We start from the raw sequence: 19,080 nt of genomic DNA on the forward strand, positions 1-19,080 counted from the left end.
TAAGCAAAAAAATTTCCGACTTTTCTATCTATCGCGACAGATGCAACAGCTCATACATAGCCCCGCTATCCGCATTTTCCTCTGGATAATTAGTAAAGAAATAAAATTCGACGTACTTCTTGTCCTCAAATAATCATCTATCTTTTATTTTTTGAAATTCTCGCCGTAGGTTTTCCCCATCTTTTACAGCGTTGCGGCATCTAGTAATAACTTCGCCCTCTCTATCATTCAATTTTCTTATCATCAAGCTTTCTGTGTCGGTAATATTCGCACATAAAGAATATTTCGCAATCGTTTTACGCGCTAACTGCTTGCATGTATACGTTTTTATTTTTGCTATTTGACTCGCAAAAAACGGGATCACATCGTCAGGACATGAATAGATATCTAACTTGGTCAATAGCAAGTATCGTAATTGTTCCGAAAATCTAGTTCCCGAGATATACCCTTCCTCCTCCTCTTCACTGCAATAGATCACGTAGTGTACTCTGTCTTGCATCGTTAACCACTCCTTCTTTCTAAAACTTTTGACTTTATCTGTCCGATTAATTACCGCAGCTACAATGACTCAAAAATCCTACTCTGTTCTTTTGATAAAGTCTCCTATCATCACTCACTCGTAGTAAAAGGATAGCATGGCATTTATTTTTGTTGTTCCTCAATCTTTTTTCTTTTTCTCAGTATTTTGAATTTATTTTTGTTCCGTTAGTACTTCAATAGGTGCTGTTACAGCGTTTCAATTTAACCTGTTTTCGATAGCTAATAGACAAAAAAAGGGTAACGAATCACAGCGTATGTCATTCGTTACCCTTTTTACTCTATCAAAATGTAGGTTTCAGCTTAATCAATACGACTGGATCAGTTCCTGAAGTTTCTCATGTGCAGCAGTATCTTCTGAGATTTGAAACGCTTGGCTCGGTGTATATTCTCCTTGACTGCCATCATCCGCGTACTCGCCAAACCCTGTGCTTGTGCTTAACGCTACCCCATTCCCAGATTTTAATTCATATACTCTGCCATTGTCGCCGAGCAAGTATTTGCTCACTGGTTTACTGAAGTCCATTTTCACCGAGTAATTTGACGCGAATGAATCAGCGAATAATTCCTGTTTTCCCACACCGCCATCTTTTGCCGTATAAAAGACACAGCCACCGATTGCATGAATGGGGAAAGCACTTTTTCCAGGCATATTATTATTTTGCACCTGAACTTGACCATCCGGCGTATTCGCATACCAGTCACCATGTCCTGCTGCGCCATGATCAAAATACCACTCACTCACTGCCATATTTCCAATAGCCGCACGCTGACCCGCCCAATCAAAAAAAACCTGATTGATTTGAGCTTTTTGTGCGTCGCTCAATTGAGGATTATTTTTTCTGGTAACCGTATCTGCCTGACTAGTACTCTGTGTCTCTTGAACCTCAGAAGGTGAACTTGAGGATGTCTCCGAAGTTAAAGAGTCGCTTTTTGCAGTAACAGATACCTCGATATCCGTGGAACCTACAGATTTATCATTCTCTTTATTTCCTGTTGAACGACAGCCCGATAATAAAAATAGTAAACAAAGTCCTAACACTAAATAACTACTGGTTTTCATCTTGATTCCTCCAAAAAATAGAGTGATTTTTGATAACTTATACTTCTGTTTAAGGTTCGATTAAGTTCCACCTATTACAGTATACCTAACCCGATAATCTTTTTCATTTTGCCAGTCACTCCGGTGGCTGGCAACCCTTTTTTTAGCCTAATCTGAATTACTCTAAAGGCTTCTTAGAACTATAATTTTCCCTCATCCAACAACTTTTCCCGAAACTGATCCCGCAAAGTAAGTAAATGCTCCTCAGAAAAATTCTGAGCCAATCGATAGCCCACATAATAAGGCGAAACGATAAAACGCGGTGTTAATTTCACGATATACTTTCCTGCGTCTTCAAAGAAGAATAAGTTGTAGCTGTCGCATCGACCATAATGATAGTCATTCAGCACATAGTTGACCGTTCTTTGAACATAATCAGCTAGATAATTGATCCCTTCTGATTTTTTAGAATCAACAATGATATTGATCTCTAAAAAGCCCATCACAGGATGGGTCGAGAAATTGATCGTTACATTCTTTTCTGCTAGTACAGGTATACCAGTAAAATTTTCAGCGTAAATTTGTGCTTCTCCATCAATCGCTTTTAATCCTACGATCTGCATATGCGGATGTTTCAGACTGCCACCCGATAATGGCCCATGATTTTTATACATGAGCACTGATTCAAATTGCGGATCGTTTTTTGTTTTTAGCCAACAATCGAAGGCAAAATTAAATAGCTCCCGATTTTCTTGCTTCGTGTAGGTAGAAATATCCTTATTGTGGTCATTGGTTTCAATAATGATCGTTTGAAAGGTATCCTGCAGGGTCTGGTATTTATTAAGAACCCAAAGCAATTCTTTTTCTCTTCTAAGAATATTTTCCTCTTCACCATAATCACAAAAGGGACAGCCGTTCTTCTCAGCGCTCATATGTTGAGGTTTTCCGTTAGCTGCTTGGGGTAAAAAGACTAACGACCCTACTTCTTTACTATTGTTCATAAATAAGTAACTCCTATCTGAATAATCTTTAATAATCATTTTTCTTACTGTTATGTGCCCTACATATACACTGGGTATAAACATACTATCAACCATTCCAATGATAGCACTTTTCTTCATCAGAAATGGTAGAAAAAAATTTTTGATTGATCATTCTTCTTTTATCAAAATATTTCAAGGTACCAAAAAGCCGCTGCTTTGTTCTTCAGCAAGTGTATTGAGCTCTCTTCAGCACAAAAAAGAGATGTCCAAATCGGTCATCTCACATTTGAAAACTATTCATTTGTCAGGAACCTCTAGGTTGTAAATAGTCTCTGCTTTCATGCTTTTCTATTTTGAAGCTCCTACTACATAATCCCGCTTTCTTCTTCCTCAACATATAACTGATCATAAACCGTTTCATCTAGTTTATATCCTTGTCCCCAACAAGTTTCAATGATTGTTCCTGTCACGTGTTGTTTTGCTAGCTTCTCCTTTAAATGTTTGACAAGTACGGATAATTGAGACATCGTCGAATTACTTTTTCTCTTGTTCCACATCTGTAAACAGATCTCTTCTCGTGAAAGAATATTTGCATGTTGTTGGTAAAGAATTCTGAATAATTTTACCTCACCTGAGCTTAATTTCAAGCTTGAAATTGTACGCTTTCCTTTTGGCTGCGGTAGAAAAACGACATTGTCACCCTGTCTAAATATATCTCGGCTTAAGGTTTCTCTCAGCACTTCGATAGATGGCCTACTTTCGATCCATTCGGTTATCCCCAGTTTTTTCCATTCCTCTAATTGTACCTCTTTCAATTCTTCATCTGACTTTCTGAAGACAGGTATTGAGTATTGTTTTAGTACCCCTAATAGTTCTTGAGCCTCCACATTCGCCAATGTTTCACTTAAAATGATGTGATGAAAAATTTTGACAATATCCTTCATTGAATTGTCCAAAAGACAGAAGTTTATCATCGCTTTTGTAGTAAATACTTCATGACCTAATTGTCGCAATCGTTCCTCAAAAGGTTGCTCATTCAATGGATTATTGGTAAATAACAAGATTTGGCTCATATTCATTCCTTCTTTCCGTTGTTAAAAATTGGTTGTGCTAAATGTCTCTGAAACTCTCCCTTTGCTAGGCAATGGTAAAAATAATTGCTCAATTGATACCCCTCACCCCAAAGTGTACGAATCGCTTCCTCTATTCCATAGACTTCCACGACTTTTTTCCGAATTCGAGTCACAGCCGAAGATAGTTGACTGAGCTTCGAATTTTGATTTTTTGATCGCCATCCTTGGCAGAGCGCATCCCTTCTCAGAGACAAATTCTTCGCCTTAATTAGCCTATGAATGATTTCTTTTTCCAGTTTCGTAAAATGAATATCCGAAAAATAAATAGGAACGATCAGCTTTCTTTGTTCCATTGGATAATTTCCTAGATGATCGTTAACGAATTCGTTCTGAAGCACCTGATGCTTATAAATCAGTTTCTCTCTTAACCGCTCTAATGATGCATTCGTCATTATCCAATCAGAAATATACCAATTGCTCCATTCTGCTAAAGTAGATTCAGATGGTTCTTCACCAACAATTCGGATCAAACAATCATTACGAAACTGCTTACCAAACTCTTTCGCCTCCTCATTTGAGATCGTTTCACTCAGAAAGATCAATTGAAAGGCTTGAATAAAGTTGTCTAGTTTGCGAGAATGGTCCCATTGATCCCACAAAGAGACCGAAATTAAAACTTCATAGTTCAACTTCTGAAGCTGTTTCTGTAAATAGGTATCAACAGAAATATTCTTTGTTAGGATTAAAATACGATTCATTTTCCACCTCGTTCTTTTGGATTACCTAGAGTTTATAATGCTATGTATAAACCGCTCAAAAATGAGCGGTTCTTTTTTAACTTGTTAATTGCTGCTGAATGTTTAAATATAATGCAATCGCTAAAACTCCCCAGGCCACAGTCACTAGAAATAACGCCCAATTAGGCAATAGATATCGCCACTTTGTCTTTTTCGTTCGTTCACAATATGAAAGATCTTTGATCAATAGAACGAGAAAAGAGAGTAGAAGAATTCCGCTAGTTCCTGCAGCAAACCAAACATAATTGTACATAGTTACTTACTATTCCTTTCTATTTAAGGTGCTGTCGTCAATGTCCAATCCATATTGGCCGTATAGGTATTTCCAGCAGTGCCGGTATTTCCAAGTAAACTCAGTTCAACATCACTAATCGCATAGTCCAATTGATAAACTCCTTGAGAACTATTACTAGTTAAGGAGACAGATGTACCATCTGAAGTGATTACCTTATTCCCTATTCCTCCTAGAGAAGTCATAGATTCATTGTACTGGTCATAATCGGTCACTTCTTTTAGATCGCCATTCTTCAGACTAATACTAGTGGTTATGGGTAATGTTTTTGTCCCACTGCTAAATTGCCCCAATTTAGCTGTTAACGACCACCCGCCCATACTCTCCTTATCAATCAAGCGAATATAAGGATTGTAGCCACTTTGATAATCTGCGGCATTTAATGTTTTTGTTTGTGCATAAGTTTTTACTTCAACTTGTCCAAACTTAAATGTCGGAATATTAATCAATCCTGCATTGCCAGGCTCCAAGTTTGGTTCATCTGGATCATCAATCCGTACAAAATTATCCGCTTTAATCGGAGTAGAGATATTTCCATCCAGTTCGATTTCTGCAGGCAATACTTGATTGACTGCGCCTGAAGCAGTCGTCGAAAAGGTAATGTCGGCATAATTATTGGTCGTTGCAGGAATTGAAATACCTGTTAACGCCAATCCTGATGCCCAATCACTTGCAGTTACAGGGAATGTCTGAGCTGCACCGGTTGCGGGTGTTACAGTAACTTGAGTTGGTGCTGCTAATCCGCTAGACCAGTCCGAAGTCTTCTTCAATACTATATCCTTCAGTGCCGTTGAGCTGGTATTTGTGACTCGGCTAGTCCATGAAACACCTCCACCGTTACTAATAATTTTAGGATTAGGTGTTAAATCGAGAGTGGCTGCAGCATTTCTCGGTGAGTAATAATACTTAATTTCCTTATCTGTTTTGACATTTGATATCAATCCTCCAGTTGTCGAATTAATTACTCCTGGATCATCTGTGACATTCTCCCAACCAACACAGTCCCAAATATTCGATGATGGATCAACTAATGCTATGCCAGAAGCTGAGAAGTTTGTGTTATCATCAACTGTTCTAGTTCTAGGATTTGTAAAAATATAAGATCCTGGTTTTAATGCAATTAGAGTACCATCTGAGTCTTTCAAATACTTTTCAGTGATTGTGCGTTTTTTTCGAGTATACTGGTACTGAATATTCGTATTCGTGTTAATAACTACTGAGACAGGAGTTGTTTTAGGTCGTAGACTTCCAGCTGATTCAGTACTAAGTTTCCAACCGTTATACTCCCACTCATTATTTCCCGCATCTGTTTTACTGGCAGCTGGGCTCCCTTCAAACGTATAACCATCTCCTATACTTTGGGTAGTATTCCAAACAGTGTTGATATTAGTCCATGTTGACCCTACATACAATTCTTTAACAGTCCGTGCTGTTTTTTTGTCATACACAATGTGGATCTCATCTTTTGAATCATCAAATTCGGCTTGGCAAGTTATACTTGGTGGATGCGTGTCATTAATTGAAGCTTGATTATTTTTACCTTTATACCATCCCTTATACGTATAAATATCTGTCCCAATCGTATATGTTTTAGGCAAGGAACTGCCTTTATTCATCGTGTACGTATAGGGATCTGAAGTAATATCAGACAATTTATTTTGTGCATATCCCGTTGGCGGCGTAATTCCCGTACCAGAGGTATCTTCGAATATTTCCTTGAACTGACAATAAACCGCATAATAGTCATAGGGAGGTACTCCAGTATCCCCTATAATTGAGGTATGTGTTTGTGCGTAGGGAGCAATACGGTCTTCATATGCATTGGACGTCCCAAACGTCAACGGACCTGAACGGTTAAATCCAAGTAACGGTGTTCCTACAAAAGACCCATCGCTTCTCCTTTCAAAATACTTTAATGACTCTCCTACATTTCCAGTATTATGATGATCCCAATGCTTAACTAAATAGACAGGCGCTCCTTTGTTTAATTCAAAATATTTTACGTAGCGAGCTAAAGCAATGGCTGGAACAACGTAATTTTGTGAAGTTTGCATTTTCTCATTATAAACTGAACCATAGCCGTTTGTAGTAGCATTAAAAGCTGGTATAGTAATGGTAAACTGATTAACCCCGGGAGTCTTTATTATTCCTAAAGGCGATGTTGATTGTGCATTCATCACACTATTTGTCACATCAGTATACCGAGATTCTCCTTGCAAACTTAATGCTTTAGAAAAATCGGTCCCATCTTTATCAAGAAAATTCATTTGGAGCGGCATTGCCGGGAAATTTGCTGTAGCTGTTGCAGCTAATACTTGCTTGGTTGAAGAAAAAGTACCGAAAAAGAAGGCCAAGCTTATACCTACTCGTGTCGCAATTTTGATCATTCTTTTCTTCATTCTCTATCCCTCCTGCTTCTTTTCAGGTAGATAAAGAGCGCTCCAGAGAAGAGAACAACACCTAAAATACTGATCCCCATTTTCATTTCGTCACCAGTCCTCGGAAGCAGCTTAGCTCCAAACGATTGATTGCTGGAATGATTTTCTGTAGCAGGAAGTGTTTTATCTGCTTCCCTAGTCTTTTCTTTTTCTTCTTCTGACTTCTTTTCCTTTTCATCCACGAACCCTACTCCTACTGGTGTCTGCCCATTAAAGCTGTCCGCATTAACAATAAGAGACGAGTACCATAACCCTGCAAAGCATAAAAGAATACTCAGAAATAGTTTACGCTTCATTTGATTTCCTTCCTTTCGTTCTCTTTACTATTCGAACAATCAAAAATGCAAGTACTGTCACTGTAACGACAATAAGAATATAAGCTGTGGTCATGTACCAATCAGGAATGATAATTTTGAAGGCAGTTTGCTCGTTCATCTTCTTTGCAATTTTACTTGTTATCGTAAAATCTTGTTCAAATTGCCATTTATTCTCTCCAACCTTTGCTATACCTTTAAAGGTATACTCGCCGGCGACAATCTGATTCATACCCCAGTCAATATGAAATGGGAATACTGAATTAGGTGCAATACTCACATTCTTTATTTTATTTTCTGCAATCGCCTTATTCGTTCCCTTTGAAACAATCTTACCTTCCACAGTCGCATCCTTGATAGAAACAGGTTCCGGATTTTGAATAGACGCCTCAAGGATTTTACTACCATAATTCAATTCAGGCTTCACTCCAGCTAACTTCAGTTCAGGCTCTCCATAAATTGGGCTTTTTTCCTCTTCTGTAACAACCATTCCAATGGCATAGCCATACGTATTCTGTACAGACAGACCTGTCTCCTTCTCATCCGCGTCCTTCTCTTTTAATGAAATACGAATGCCGCCTAAAAGAATACCTTCAAAAGGTTGATCGTTAGGAATAGATAGCTCTATTTCTGCTTTTCCTTCCGAATACGCCTTCACTGAAACCACATCAAATTTGGGTTTTGCTATAGCTGTTATTGGTAATTTCATGCTTTCATTCGGCTTTTTTTCTCGTTCATCATAAGTAATCAATCCATTTTTATTGGTCGCTGCACGAATAACTTCAACATTGTATTCCTGTGTTTCCGATGAATTGTTCAATATTTTTACTTCAATAGTCTGTGTTTGTCCCGGATGTACGAGTAAATGATAATAACTTACCCTATCATTGATCTGATTCTCCGGTAAGACTGACTGAACGGTAAAACCAGCCTTTTTCTTTGTTTCGGTTGTTTGATCGTTATGACTCTCCGTCGTATTTTCAGCATGGACAAACCCGCTTGGTAGAAAAAATAGGACGAGTAGTAAAAAAAGTATTTTAAAAAAAGTATCTTTATTTTTCATGTATACTCCTAAGAATGAAAACGGATTGAAGATAATTTTTCTTCAATCCATCTTCCGAATCTATCTTACTTATTCATGATCTAAATAGAATCTGTCAAGGTCCAGTCAATGTACCCAGCATATTGTTCTCCTGCGGCGACTTGATTCATCGGTGTTGCTGGAACATTTAATTCAATATTAGTGAATTCTCCTTGCCAGTAGCCTTCACCACGTCCATCTGCCGCATTTAAAGTGGATTCTGCTGCTGCACTCATAATCGTCGAACTAGTCGTGCTTAAAGTAACTGATGAAGGAACTACATCTGGCGTATTTGCACCTGCACCAGCAGTTGTTGGTGTCTCTACCCAAGTGGTAGGCGTCAACTCATTGATTCCTTGTGACATAGTAATCGTTGCTCCTGTTAATGTTTTACTGGTACCGCTATCTTCCAAATCCGCTCTTAACTTGGCTTCTAATTTCCACCCTGCGACACGTTTTCCACGAACATCTCCGACTGCAAAATGTTTAGTGGTTGTGTTTGACCCCGCTGCGCCACTAGTGTCAGACGCTGGATTACCTTCCCAGTCAGAATCTATCGCAATTTTAGTAACCGTAGTAACTGTACTTGTTGGAACCGTTGTTTCTGCGAAGTTAAACTCCTTAGGAACATATAACAAACCAAAATCTTTTACTGGTGGGTCTACTGGCGGATCAATAGGTGGATCAATTGGCGGAAGAACCAATGTCCCTGACTTAAATGATACTGATCCTGTAGAGCGACCACCATATGTTGCTGCATCAGCTGAAAGCGTCGAAGCCACCAATACCCCTCCCACAAAGGCTGTACTCAACAGACCTGTGATTAATTTCTTCTTATTCATCTCTTTCTCTCCTTGTAAAATATTTATTATCAAAAAGACTTGATAGTCTCTCTAACCAATAATCAATAAAGCAAAAAATGTACAAATCGAACATTTGATACTAAAATAAGTAAAATAGAGAAACTTTTTTCAGCTATGTTCTGGTTACTTTTTTTCATGTTTTATTCAAAACTAAGATTCGTTAATTAAATACTGATGTCTCAATATTTCTGCTTTATTCCTGACGGAGAGTGACGGCGAATAAAAAAATTAGGAATCAACTAAATGTCAGTTCTTCTTTTGAAGTAAGAAAAACTAAAAGAATATAAAACCTCTCGAAAAGTAAGCGTTTTCTTAAAAAGAGAAAAACGAAGTCCCCTATAATTCTGTAATCAAAAATTTTTTTTCGCGTCGTCATGTCATTTGTATAGTTAACAGATGGATGCTTCCATGCGATAGATTACTTCAATTCGCTGTTCAGTCATAGAGTCCGCATAGGTATCCAAGGTTAATTTTGTGGAGTTATGACCTAGCAAGGCACTAACTGATAAAATATCACTTTGGGCTTCTAAACAGCGTGTCGCAAAGGTATGACGTAATTGATGGAAATGGATTTCTTCCATGCCGCATTTTTTTCGAATTTGATGAAAATGATAGGTTAATAACCGTGGCTCCATCGGATGATTTTTCGTTGAAAAGACATAACTTCCTTTCGATTGTCGTTGATGCCTTAACAATAATTTTCGTAATGTAGGACTTAAAGGAATGGAACGTTCACCTGAATCAGTCTTGGTAGATCCAATGACTAATTGTGTTTTCTTATCATTTATAGCTAGGGAAATTCGTTGGTAGGTTTGCTTAACAGTGATGAGGTTCCGTTCAAAATCAATATCCCTCCAACGCAATGCTGCAATTTCACCAATCCTCAGACCTGTGTGTAATGCTAAATAGGTTGGCAAACCAGTATTATTCTTTTCGGCTAATGCCACTTTTTCGACCAATCGCTGCTCCTGTTTATTCAGAGAATGTATCGTCTTTTTTGTTTTCTTTGGAAGTCTTACCATTAAAAACGGATTCTCATTTAGATATTTTTTTCGTTTGGCTGCAGTCAGACATTGATTGGTGATTCGTAAAATAACCTGCATCGTTGAGACCTCAAGCCCTTTATCCAACCAATGTGACACTAACTGTTTACCAACAACTTCAGTCAACTCATTTAGGTATAAGGTCCCAATAAATGAAAAAACAAATTTTTTCAACTTATACTCGTAGGAACTATAAGTTGAGGGCTTTATTTCTTGTTGAACCTCTTTTAACCAACTATATCCCCATTCTTCTAATGGAATACAGGCACTGCCGTAAATCTCTTGTTGTGTAAGATAATAAGCTTTCACCGAATAGAGCTTCGTTCGTACTTCATGGAAAGTTTTTCCATAGATATAGCCATATTTGATTTGTCCACTAGGTTTGTAGCCTTTTTTATATCGGCCTTCCCAACGTCCATCTTTTCGTTTATAAATATTTTCTCCTCTGCGCATATCAGTTCTCCTCTTGACGGCTTATTTGACGGTAAATAATCGAGTTTTTTTTCGTCCTGCTTACTTCTAACTGATTTTCGTACAAAATTCTCAATTCACAGAATTACATTTATTCTTTTTTGATGATTTTTTTAAAAGATATTGATTATTCTTATCTTATATTTTATAATTAAGTCATACCAATTCTTTTTTTCATTAAATTAACACTGATGATATAAGATTTTCATTCATGGTTTTGAATAGACTAAGTAATAACCTATGCGAAAATAACATTATAATCAATATTTTTTTGATAAACAAAAGCAGATTCCCAACAATGTTGAGAATCTGCTTTTGTTTATCATGAACTTAATGTTCGTATCCTGAAAAATCAATATTATTAATCATCATGATATTTTGTTTATAAAGATAGTAAACGGTGATTATTCAAAAAAGTGATTTAGCTTGGTCGTGACTCTTACACCAATTATTTGGTTGTCAGTGTGCTCTAAGTTAGAAAATACTTCTTGCCACAAACATTTTGGACCGTAGCTCGCAAATTCCCGTTTTCTAATAAAAAAGATTTTCAAGTCCTCCTCTTACCCATTATTTAAGATCATTAAACAAGCGTTTTAACATAAATGTGACTTTACAAGTACCCAAAAAAACCGAGCAACCACATAATCATACATGGTCGCTCGGTTATTTAGTGATTTATAGTCAAAATACTAGATCCATTCTTGTTTCAAGACAAAATAACTGCCGCGGATTTCTCCGGCTAATTTTGATTTCTGTCTGGCAAACTTAAATTTTCCTTCCAACTCTTCTGGAATGTCCATTCCTTCTGAAAGTTTAATCCCTACTGCTCGTTTTGGTTTTTCCCCCGTTTTAGTATAAAGGACATTGATGACCATCCCATTTTCAAAATAAAATTCGGGCCAATATAAATCATCATCTTCATAAATAGCCACTTCCAAAATTTTCGAGGAAAACCCTAAATCACGTTCTTCCTTTAGAATTTTATTCAGCCAATTGACCTCTGCTTGCTTTTCTTTTGCTGGGAAAGTTACATACTCGAATTTGTATTTGTTCCAAAAATAGCGTGCTTCATTGGCCCTCAATCCAGCCAGTGCTGCGGACACTGGTGACGATTCCAAACCGATCGTTTCTACTTCTTTAAAATTCACTATATAGGACAATTCCATTCTCCTCTCTGATGAGTCAATAATCGCCTTAAGTATAGCTGGCTCATTAAAAGTCGACAAGAAATATGTATCGCGAGGGGATTTAATTTTTCCTTTTGGTAAATATATGTCGAATTTTGCTTTCTGAGACTCAATTATTGGAAGATATAGCCTAGGTGAAACAAAAACTGCTCACTAATTATGAGCAGTTTAATCGTCTTCTATTTTTTATTGTCTGCTCGCTACTGAACTAGCGACTCGTCAAATTGAGGCATATACAGCTGTTGATATGCCTGATGATCTAGTCGATAGCCTTGTCCCCAAGAGGTCTCAATTATCTCGCCCTCTATCTCAGACTCTTCCAGTTTTTTCCTTAATTTTCTGACCAATGATGAAAGTTGAGACATGGCAGAATTTGATTTATCTTTCCCCCACATCTCCATACATAAGTCTTCTCGAGATATGAAGGCATTCTGTTGCTGGTAAAGAATCGACAATAATCTGGATTCACCTGCGCTTAACGAAAGTTTTAAAATGTTGATTCGCTTTTTTTCAGGGCGGTATAAAAAGATATTCCCCCCTTGTTCAAGTTGTTCATGAATCAACTGATCTCGTAAAGCTTCCAATGTCGGTTGACAATTCAACCATCCTGTAAGGCCTTTTTCTTTCCATTCAAGGCTTTGTTTCTCCTCTAGAACCTCGTCTGTTTTCCTTAAAAAAACAAGCAGCGGTTTCTTTATTTTTATGAGTAAACAAGCGACTTCTTTATTATCAATCGTTTCACTAAAAATCACTTGATGAAACATCGACAATAGGTCATCCGGAACTTGATCATACAAAAACTTATCAACTAAGGATTCGGAGGTGAAAACTTCATTTCCTAATTGTCTTAGTTGTTTTTCAAAATTATACTCGTGAAATACATTTTTTGTTAATAGTAGTATTCTGGTCATGATTCTCCTCCGTTATCTCTACATTTTTTAATGAATGAAATAGAAAACTCAATTGTTCTAAAGGTTTCGTTTCTATTTCTCTGCTTTCTCATCGTTCAATTGCTTCAATAAAGCTTTTTGTTTTTTACTTTTACGCATTAAGTAGACTGCTGCTAAAGCAAATACTGCAACTAACGCGCCAAGGATGATGATCATGGTGTAATCCTCAGGTTCAACATCTGGATCATTTTCGTTAAATTTATTTGCTTGTTCACGAGTTACTGTAAATGCTTCTTTGATCGGCCACTTGTTGTCTCCGGAAACGATCGAGCCTGTCAAAACATAGTCGCCAGCTTCATAGCCTTTTCCTTCCATAGGAACAAATAAATCAAAAATAGTATTGGGCGCAAACTGCATATCTTCTTGATTCGTTTTAACAATTGCCTCATCTGAACCTTTTCGAGTTAATTTTGCTTGAAAATTGACTTTATTTATATATGTAGGCGTACTATTGCGCACTTTCAAAGATACTGCATTTCGCACATTCAATTGATCGGCCTGCGCCCCTTCAAAGACAACGTTTGGAGATACTAACTGATCGTTGTTTCGCAGCAATAAAGCAATTTGGTAGCCGTATAGATTTTTCAAATTGGTGGATGTTTCTTTTTTTGTGGTCTCTTCGGTATCTTTGGTTGATTCATCTTTTTGAGCTAAATAAATCCCGCCAGCGATCACTCCATCGACTTTTTCCGAAGGCATAGTAATCGTTAATTTCAATTCTTTTTCTTCCTGCGGTGCTAATGTGATCTTTTTTTCATTCAATTGAACAAGGTCTTCAATATTGTGCTTCAAACTCTTATCATATACACGTTCTTTATTATTATGATTGGAATATTCAACTACTCCGCTAGAATTGGTCATTGCTGAATTAATCTGCGGGATGATCACAACTTTCTCATCCGTTGGGTTTTTCAACATTACTGAAATTTCCTGTACTTCGCCAGAATTCATCAACAGATCAAAATAGGAAACTTCCTTATTGTATTGATTGTCTGGAATATTGGGTGTCACATTAAATTTTAGTCCATCGATTGCTTCAGCTGTTTGCGGAAACATCGACATACTGAAAAGCAGAAGTATGCTTAGTAAACTGATTACGAACTTATTTGTCCTCATGTACTGACCTCACCTTTATCTCGTCTTAGTTATCATAAAAATAGGCTCAAACATTGCCTAGAAAAACAGAAATGTTTGAGCCAACCTCACTTGGAACTTATTAAGTTGCTGGAGTTGCCGAAACAGTCCAAACGATTTCAGAATCGTAAGTACCTACTGATTTAGCAGATGCTCCTGGTACTTCTAAAGTGAAGTGTGTTAAGTCTAAAGTAGTTGTTCCTTTTCCAACTGAACCAGTTTCAGTTGCTGTTGCACCCATTACTTTTTTGTCTTGTCCTGGCGTCAATGCTAATTTTCCAGCAGCAAAATCAGTTGACCCTGAAACTGAAACTGAGGTTGGATCCCCGTAAGCAGACAATACTGCTGAGGCTAAATCATTGGTACCATCATTGAACTGAGCTGTTTGCTGAACAGTTACACTCCAGCCTTTGCTTGCAGCACTACGACCATCAATTACTTTTACTGCGCCTGTAGTAAGGTCTGTCGCCGCAGCGTTTTCGTTATCTGTTCCACTATCCGTTGCGTAATAAGTCTTATCCGAGTCATACTGAATCGTATGAGAACCAAAGTTAAGGTCATCTGGTAATTCAGAACCAACTAATTCTAAATCGCCCTCGACATACGTAACGTGTCCATCTGTTGTTTTAGTCACTGCTGCGTCTGCTGTCGGCAGTGCCGCATTCACTCCTAATAGTGAAATCCCAACGATTCCAAATACATAACCTAATGCTCTTTTCTTCATATTTTTATTCTCTCCTTAATTTTTTTTATAATAAAACATCAAGTGTTTTACTAACTTAGTTAAATAAAGCATGGTACAAAATAGTAAAATCCCAATCCCTAAACCAACGGTTGACCATTTTAGCAGGCTCCCTGTTTGCGGAAGCCGTTTATTAGATTGTGATCCTGATCCAGAGGAAGGGGACGTTTTAGAAACATTTCCCTCTTTCGAAGTCGTTTCAGAGGTCCCCGTTTCTTCTAAATAGAAACCGACCTTTCCAACTGAACCATTTTTATTATTTTCCAATTCCTGAGCTCCGTACCCCACAGAGGTGTTAGCAAGAAGTACAAACAGGCTTAAGAATAGGCAAGCAAAGAATCTTGTCAGCCGCTTTTTCATTTTGTGTTGTTCTCCCTTCCTCCTCTTACGGTACATCTGATACCAGCCACTCTAGTTGAGTGGTATATTCACTAACATATTTTTCAGCATTTCCAGGAACCTCTAACGTAAAGTTCTCAATCGGTAATTCAACGATTCCTTTACCTTGCCCGCTTGCAGCTTGTAATAACGTACTTGAAACCATTGGTGTTAGCGTAACTTTCTGATTACTGACACCGCTTGGTACTCCTCCGGTACTTTGACTCAAGTCAGGCTGCCCCACTTTGAAAGATAATTGTGCTCCAGTTATTTCTTGATTAGAAGCGTTCTTAAATTGTGTCAATTGCTTCACCGTTAGAGTCCAGCCAGTGCTAGATAAACGAGTATCCTTAACCACTACTCCTCCAGTCGTAATATCCGCTGCTGCCACATTTTCATTGTCAGTGCCGCTATCAGTAGCGTAGTAAGTTTTGTCGGAACTATAGTCAATCTTATGCGTCCCAAACTTCAAATCATCTGGAATATCAGCAGTCAATAATTCTAATTCTTCGCCGCTACTTTCTGGCTGCCACTGAGCAGTAAACGTAATATCTGCTTGTCCCATCGTATACGTAGTTGGCGAGCTGGATAAGAAAGGATTTTGATAAATTTGATTATCTTCACTATTTAACCAACCGACAAATTCATGATCTGTTTTAGATAAATCACCCTTTGGAGAGACATTCACTGTGTCTCCTTGATTATATAAAGTCGGATCATTCGGGGTGATTCCGCCATCCGCGCCATTAGAATCATAAGTCACACTGTATTGTTGTTCACGACGAACGATCATGTTGATTTCATGTAAAATCATGTCAGGAGTTCCGACACTATCCTCACCAACAAAAATTCGCTCACCTGACTTATGGTTCATCCGTTTTGCTGTTAGTTTCGCTTCCTGATAGTCTGTATCCGAAGTAAATAGTTTGTTTTGAGCAGCTTGAGAAGTATCAACTACCACATTATTATTTGTATCCGTTCTAGTAGCTGTCCATTCATAATTCGAATACTTTTCGATATTGAAATTGGCGGATGTTGAATACGGTGTAGATGGTGTTGTATTGAACGCTTCAGAAACTTTTGTCTCATAATTTTCAATAATTTTGATATCTTCTTGTGAACCATCGATGTCTAGTGCATGGTCTTCAACGTAAAAAGCTGGATGATTCCCATCATCTGGTTTAAGCCCTTTAGAGGTTGTCGTGATCCGCAGTTCATTAGGCTGCTCATTCCAATCTTCATCAAAGTTCTTTCCATTATAGATAGTAAGAATTGGTTGATCCGCTGAAAAACTTCCAGTCAGCCATATTGGATATTGTTGAGCAGTAACATCTATCACGTCGCTTAGATGTCCACTTCGCTGACTGCCTCCACCATCTATATTTATACTGATATTCTCGGTTTTCAATCCGTAAGTTCCACTCTCAATATCCATAGAGGTTTCAGAAATCATCATGTATCCTGGTTCATCAGGCTCTTCAAGATTTATTCCTTCGTTAAGAGTCTTTATCGATATCAGATTATTCATAAATTCGTAATATTGTTGCCTTACACCCTTAATTCCAATATCGGCATTTATAACCTTGATATTCGTTCCGAACAGGATTATTTTTGAACCGGAATTTTCATCGCCAAGAGAATTATCAGCATTTATAGCGATATCCTTCGCATCAATCGTTATAGGAATTTGAAATGAATTTGGATCTCCAGTGAAGTACAGTCTCAACCCTAGGGGAGAAACGATGCCGCTCCCTTCACTAGCAGTTACATCAACTTTCGATCCTGTGTCACGTTCAGTTTCACAATAGCTATTAATAGAAACATCACGCGCTGTTTCTATTCCCACTGAACGAGCATCTACTTCTACGTAAATTAACCCCTCAGTATCAGACAATGCATTCTCTACGCGAGCATCTAACTGAGATACTTTTATCCCCCAGTCTCCCTCGGCTTCGATCGTCACTGATTTATCTCCGATAATGCTCAATCTTGACTCCACTCCATCACATGAATAGATACCGTAGGAACGATCTAAAGCAATCGGTGCTGTTCCTTTCAAACTTAAGTCAACTCCAGAATGCTCCATTCCTCTAAGTAAAATTATTCCGGCTGAAACTGGCAGAGCCTCATTTAAAATGTCAACATCTGAACATAACTCTTCAATCGTAGAAACAGTTGTGCTCGATTCGCCCGTTGACTCTCCTAAAATACTTAGTTTAGGTTTTGGGTCATTGAACTTATCCGTAAGCATCTCTTTCCCAACAATTCCTTGTCCCTTGATTGCGGAACCCCAAATATCGACTTTTTGTTCAGGAGTTACTCGAAGCTCTCCAGAAAAAATTCCAGTACCATCCTTTGACTGACCATTGACTTCGCCTGATGTCAGTTGCATAGCTCCTGCATCAATCTCGTAACTACCGCCATATTCAGAAAAACTTCTCATTATGATTCCAAATCCTGTGTCAGTCGATCCATTCAATTCAGACAGATGCTCTTCAGCATTGTGAGATTCTGGATAGGATTCATAGTAGTTCGATTCAACCCCATTCCCTGTTAGAGCAGTTCCATTGATCGTCCCGCCGTAATTTGTCAAAATACCTTCGACAAAAACGCCGATACCATTCGATGCTTCTCCTGTTAAACAGGCTACATAGGTGCGATCTGTTCCTTCTCCAGCTATTCCAAAGCTTGTTTCTACGGTTACTCCATCTGTAGAAAAAACACCATAACCATTCGAGTCGGACTTACCTGTCAATTCCGCCCCATCTAATGTATACATCGAAAAAACTGCGCCTGAGCCATACGAACCTGTCGCTTCCGCGTACATTTTCGTTCCAATTTCTCCTTTATATTCTCCATAGGCATTTCCTTGTTCGAGCTTCTTTCGAAAAGCGGCCATTTCAGAATAATTATCACGAAACGGCGGGTTTTCATCCGTTATACTAATTCCTGCTTGACTAGCTGTTGCGTGAACATTGCCAGTAATGTTATCTGTGCCATCGATCGTATGAATACCAATCTTGCTGGATGTTACATTCAAGTCTACTGGCTTCCAATCCAACTCCTCTTTCTCTCCGATAATCAATTTTGGTACCTTGATTCCATAATCCAAATTATTTTGAATATCTAACGCAGAGTCGCTTAAAATGGTTAACTCACCGTTGGTTCCATCAGTAATAATGATTTGCTGGATACGGTTAACGCCAGAAGATCTTCTTTCAGAATAAAGTTGATTGTCAGTAAAACTTCCGGTATTCGCAATTTCAATAATGGTATTTTCGTCATACAGCCCTTCCTCTTTGACATGGGTAGCTGGATCGTACGTACCGTCCGCGTAATCTCTTGGTTCATCCATCAAAAGATAGCTTCCATCAGCTTTCAAGACAATTCCGGTACTCTCAACTGTTATCTTCGATGCAACAGTATCTAACACTCCTCTAGTGATCTTTGGTGAGCTGTTCGGCGTTTTCTCTGGTTCAGTATTCTCTGGGACCCGAGTAGAAGATTCTTCTGTAACTGTATCGTCTTCATCCTCTTTTATAGCCGTTGATTTATCAGTGAACTCATTTTCCACGACATTACTCTGAATTGTCTCTCGTGGAAGAACATCATTATCAGATTCAGGTTTAGTTTCAGCCAAAACAACACCTGAGCACATTTGTGCACTAGTACTAAAAATGAGCCAGATGCTTAACACAGCTCTTGATTTTCGGATCATCCCCCTCTTATTTTTCACGTACTTAGACTTTTTTCCC

The 19,080-nt window shown here is 38.1% G+C and carries 17 protein-coding genes; all 17 read right to left on the minus strand.

Annotated elements, in window-relative coordinates; translation table 11 throughout:
- Positions 1 to 133 precede the first annotated feature (133 nt).
- The 17 genes from IGI38_RS14490 to IGI38_RS14570 all read right to left on the minus strand — a co-directional run bounded on the left by IGI38_RS14490 (position 134) and on the right by IGI38_RS14570 (position 19,043).
- Positions 134 to 499 (minus strand): hypothetical protein, encoded by a 366-nt coding sequence (locus IGI38_RS14490; RefSeq protein ID WP_438731872.1) that lies wholly within the window; start codon positions 497 to 499, stop codon positions 134 to 136.
- A gap of 345 nt (positions 500 to 844) precedes the next feature.
- Positions 845 to 1,600: a hypothetical protein gene (locus tag IGI38_RS14495; RefSeq protein ID WP_438731875.1), complete on the minus strand. Its 756-nt coding sequence runs from the start codon at positions 1,598 to 1,600 to the stop codon at positions 845 to 847.
- Positions 1,601 to 1,779: 179 nt separating this feature from the next.
- The gene (locus IGI38_RS14500; protein ID WP_438731878.1) at positions 1,780 to 2,580 is read right to left on the minus strand and encodes a DUF4931 domain-containing protein; all 801 of its coding nucleotides are present in this window, start codon (positions 2,578 to 2,580) and stop codon (positions 1,780 to 1,782) included.
- 347 nt (positions 2,581 to 2,927) lie between these two features.
- The gene (locus IGI38_RS14505) at positions 2,928 to 3,635 is read right to left on the minus strand and encodes a helix-turn-helix domain-containing protein (RefSeq protein WP_438731881.1); all 708 of its coding nucleotides are present in this window, start codon (positions 3,633 to 3,635) and stop codon (positions 2,928 to 2,930) included.
- 2 nt (positions 3,636 to 3,637) lie between these two features.
- On the minus strand, positions 3,638 to 4,393 hold the full coding sequence (locus tag IGI38_RS14510; protein ID WP_438731884.1) for a helix-turn-helix domain-containing protein: 756 nt from the start codon (positions 4,391 to 4,393) through the stop codon (positions 3,638 to 3,640).
- 76 nt (positions 4,394 to 4,469) lie between these two features.
- Entirely contained in the window at positions 4,470 to 4,685 is a 216-nt protein-coding gene (locus IGI38_RS14515) for a hypothetical protein (RefSeq protein WP_438731886.1), read from the minus strand.
- Positions 4,686 to 4,708: 23 nt separating this feature from the next.
- A complete protein-coding gene (locus IGI38_RS14520) occupies positions 4,709 to 7,123 on the minus strand; it encodes a WxL domain-containing protein (protein ID WP_438731889.1) in 2,415 nt (804 codons plus the stop codon).
- Entirely contained in the window at positions 7,120 to 7,458 is a 339-nt protein-coding gene (locus tag IGI38_RS14525; protein ID WP_438731892.1) for an LPXTG cell wall anchor domain-containing protein, read from the minus strand. Before IGI38_RS14525 ends, IGI38_RS14520 begins: the two co-directional genes overlap by 4 nt.
- A complete protein-coding gene (locus tag IGI38_RS14530) occupies positions 7,448 to 8,539 on the minus strand; it encodes a DUF916 and DUF3324 domain-containing protein (protein WP_438731895.1) in 1,092 nt (363 codons plus the stop codon). Before IGI38_RS14530 ends, IGI38_RS14525 begins: the two co-directional genes overlap by 11 nt.
- Before the next feature lie 80 nt (positions 8,540 to 8,619).
- Entirely contained in the window at positions 8,620 to 9,399 is a 780-nt protein-coding gene (locus IGI38_RS14535) for a WxL domain-containing protein (RefSeq protein WP_438731898.1), read from the minus strand.
- A 410-nt stretch (positions 9,400 to 9,809) separates the two neighbouring features.
- Positions 9,810 to 10,916, minus strand: coding sequence for a tyrosine-type recombinase/integrase (locus IGI38_RS14540; protein ID WP_438731901.1), 1,107 nt, complete (start codon positions 10,914 to 10,916; stop codon positions 9,810 to 9,812).
- A gap of 707 nt (positions 10,917 to 11,623) precedes the next feature.
- Entirely contained in the window at positions 11,624 to 12,094 is a 471-nt protein-coding gene (locus IGI38_RS14545; RefSeq protein WP_438731904.1) for a phage tail protein, read from the minus strand.
- A gap of 227 nt (positions 12,095 to 12,321) precedes the next feature.
- Positions 12,322 to 13,032, minus strand: coding sequence for a helix-turn-helix domain-containing protein (locus IGI38_RS14550; RefSeq protein WP_438731907.1), 711 nt, complete (start codon positions 13,030 to 13,032; stop codon positions 12,322 to 12,324).
- Between the two features lie 72 nt (positions 13,033 to 13,104).
- The gene (locus IGI38_RS14555; RefSeq protein ID WP_438731910.1) at positions 13,105 to 14,187 is read right to left on the minus strand and encodes a DUF916 and DUF3324 domain-containing protein; all 1,083 of its coding nucleotides are present in this window, start codon (positions 14,185 to 14,187) and stop codon (positions 13,105 to 13,107) included.
- 100 nt (positions 14,188 to 14,287) lie between these two features.
- Entirely contained in the window at positions 14,288 to 14,929 is a 642-nt protein-coding gene (locus IGI38_RS14560) for a WxL domain-containing protein (RefSeq protein ID WP_438731913.1), read from the minus strand.
- Between the two features lie 15 nt (positions 14,930 to 14,944).
- Positions 14,945 to 15,307: a hypothetical protein gene (locus IGI38_RS14565; protein WP_438731916.1), complete on the minus strand. Its 363-nt coding sequence runs from the start codon at positions 15,305 to 15,307 to the stop codon at positions 14,945 to 14,947.
- Positions 15,308 to 15,332: 25 nt separating this feature from the next.
- Positions 15,333 to 19,043: a WxL domain-containing protein gene (locus tag IGI38_RS14570; RefSeq protein ID WP_438731919.1), complete on the minus strand. Its 3,711-nt coding sequence runs from the start codon at positions 19,041 to 19,043 to the stop codon at positions 15,333 to 15,335.
- Between the last annotated feature and the right edge of the window lie 37 nt (positions 19,044 to 19,080).

This window comes from Enterococcus sp. AZ128 (genome assembly GCF_051714485.1).
Taxonomy (GTDB): Bacteria; Bacillota; Bacilli; order Lactobacillales; family Enterococcaceae; genus Enterococcus_A.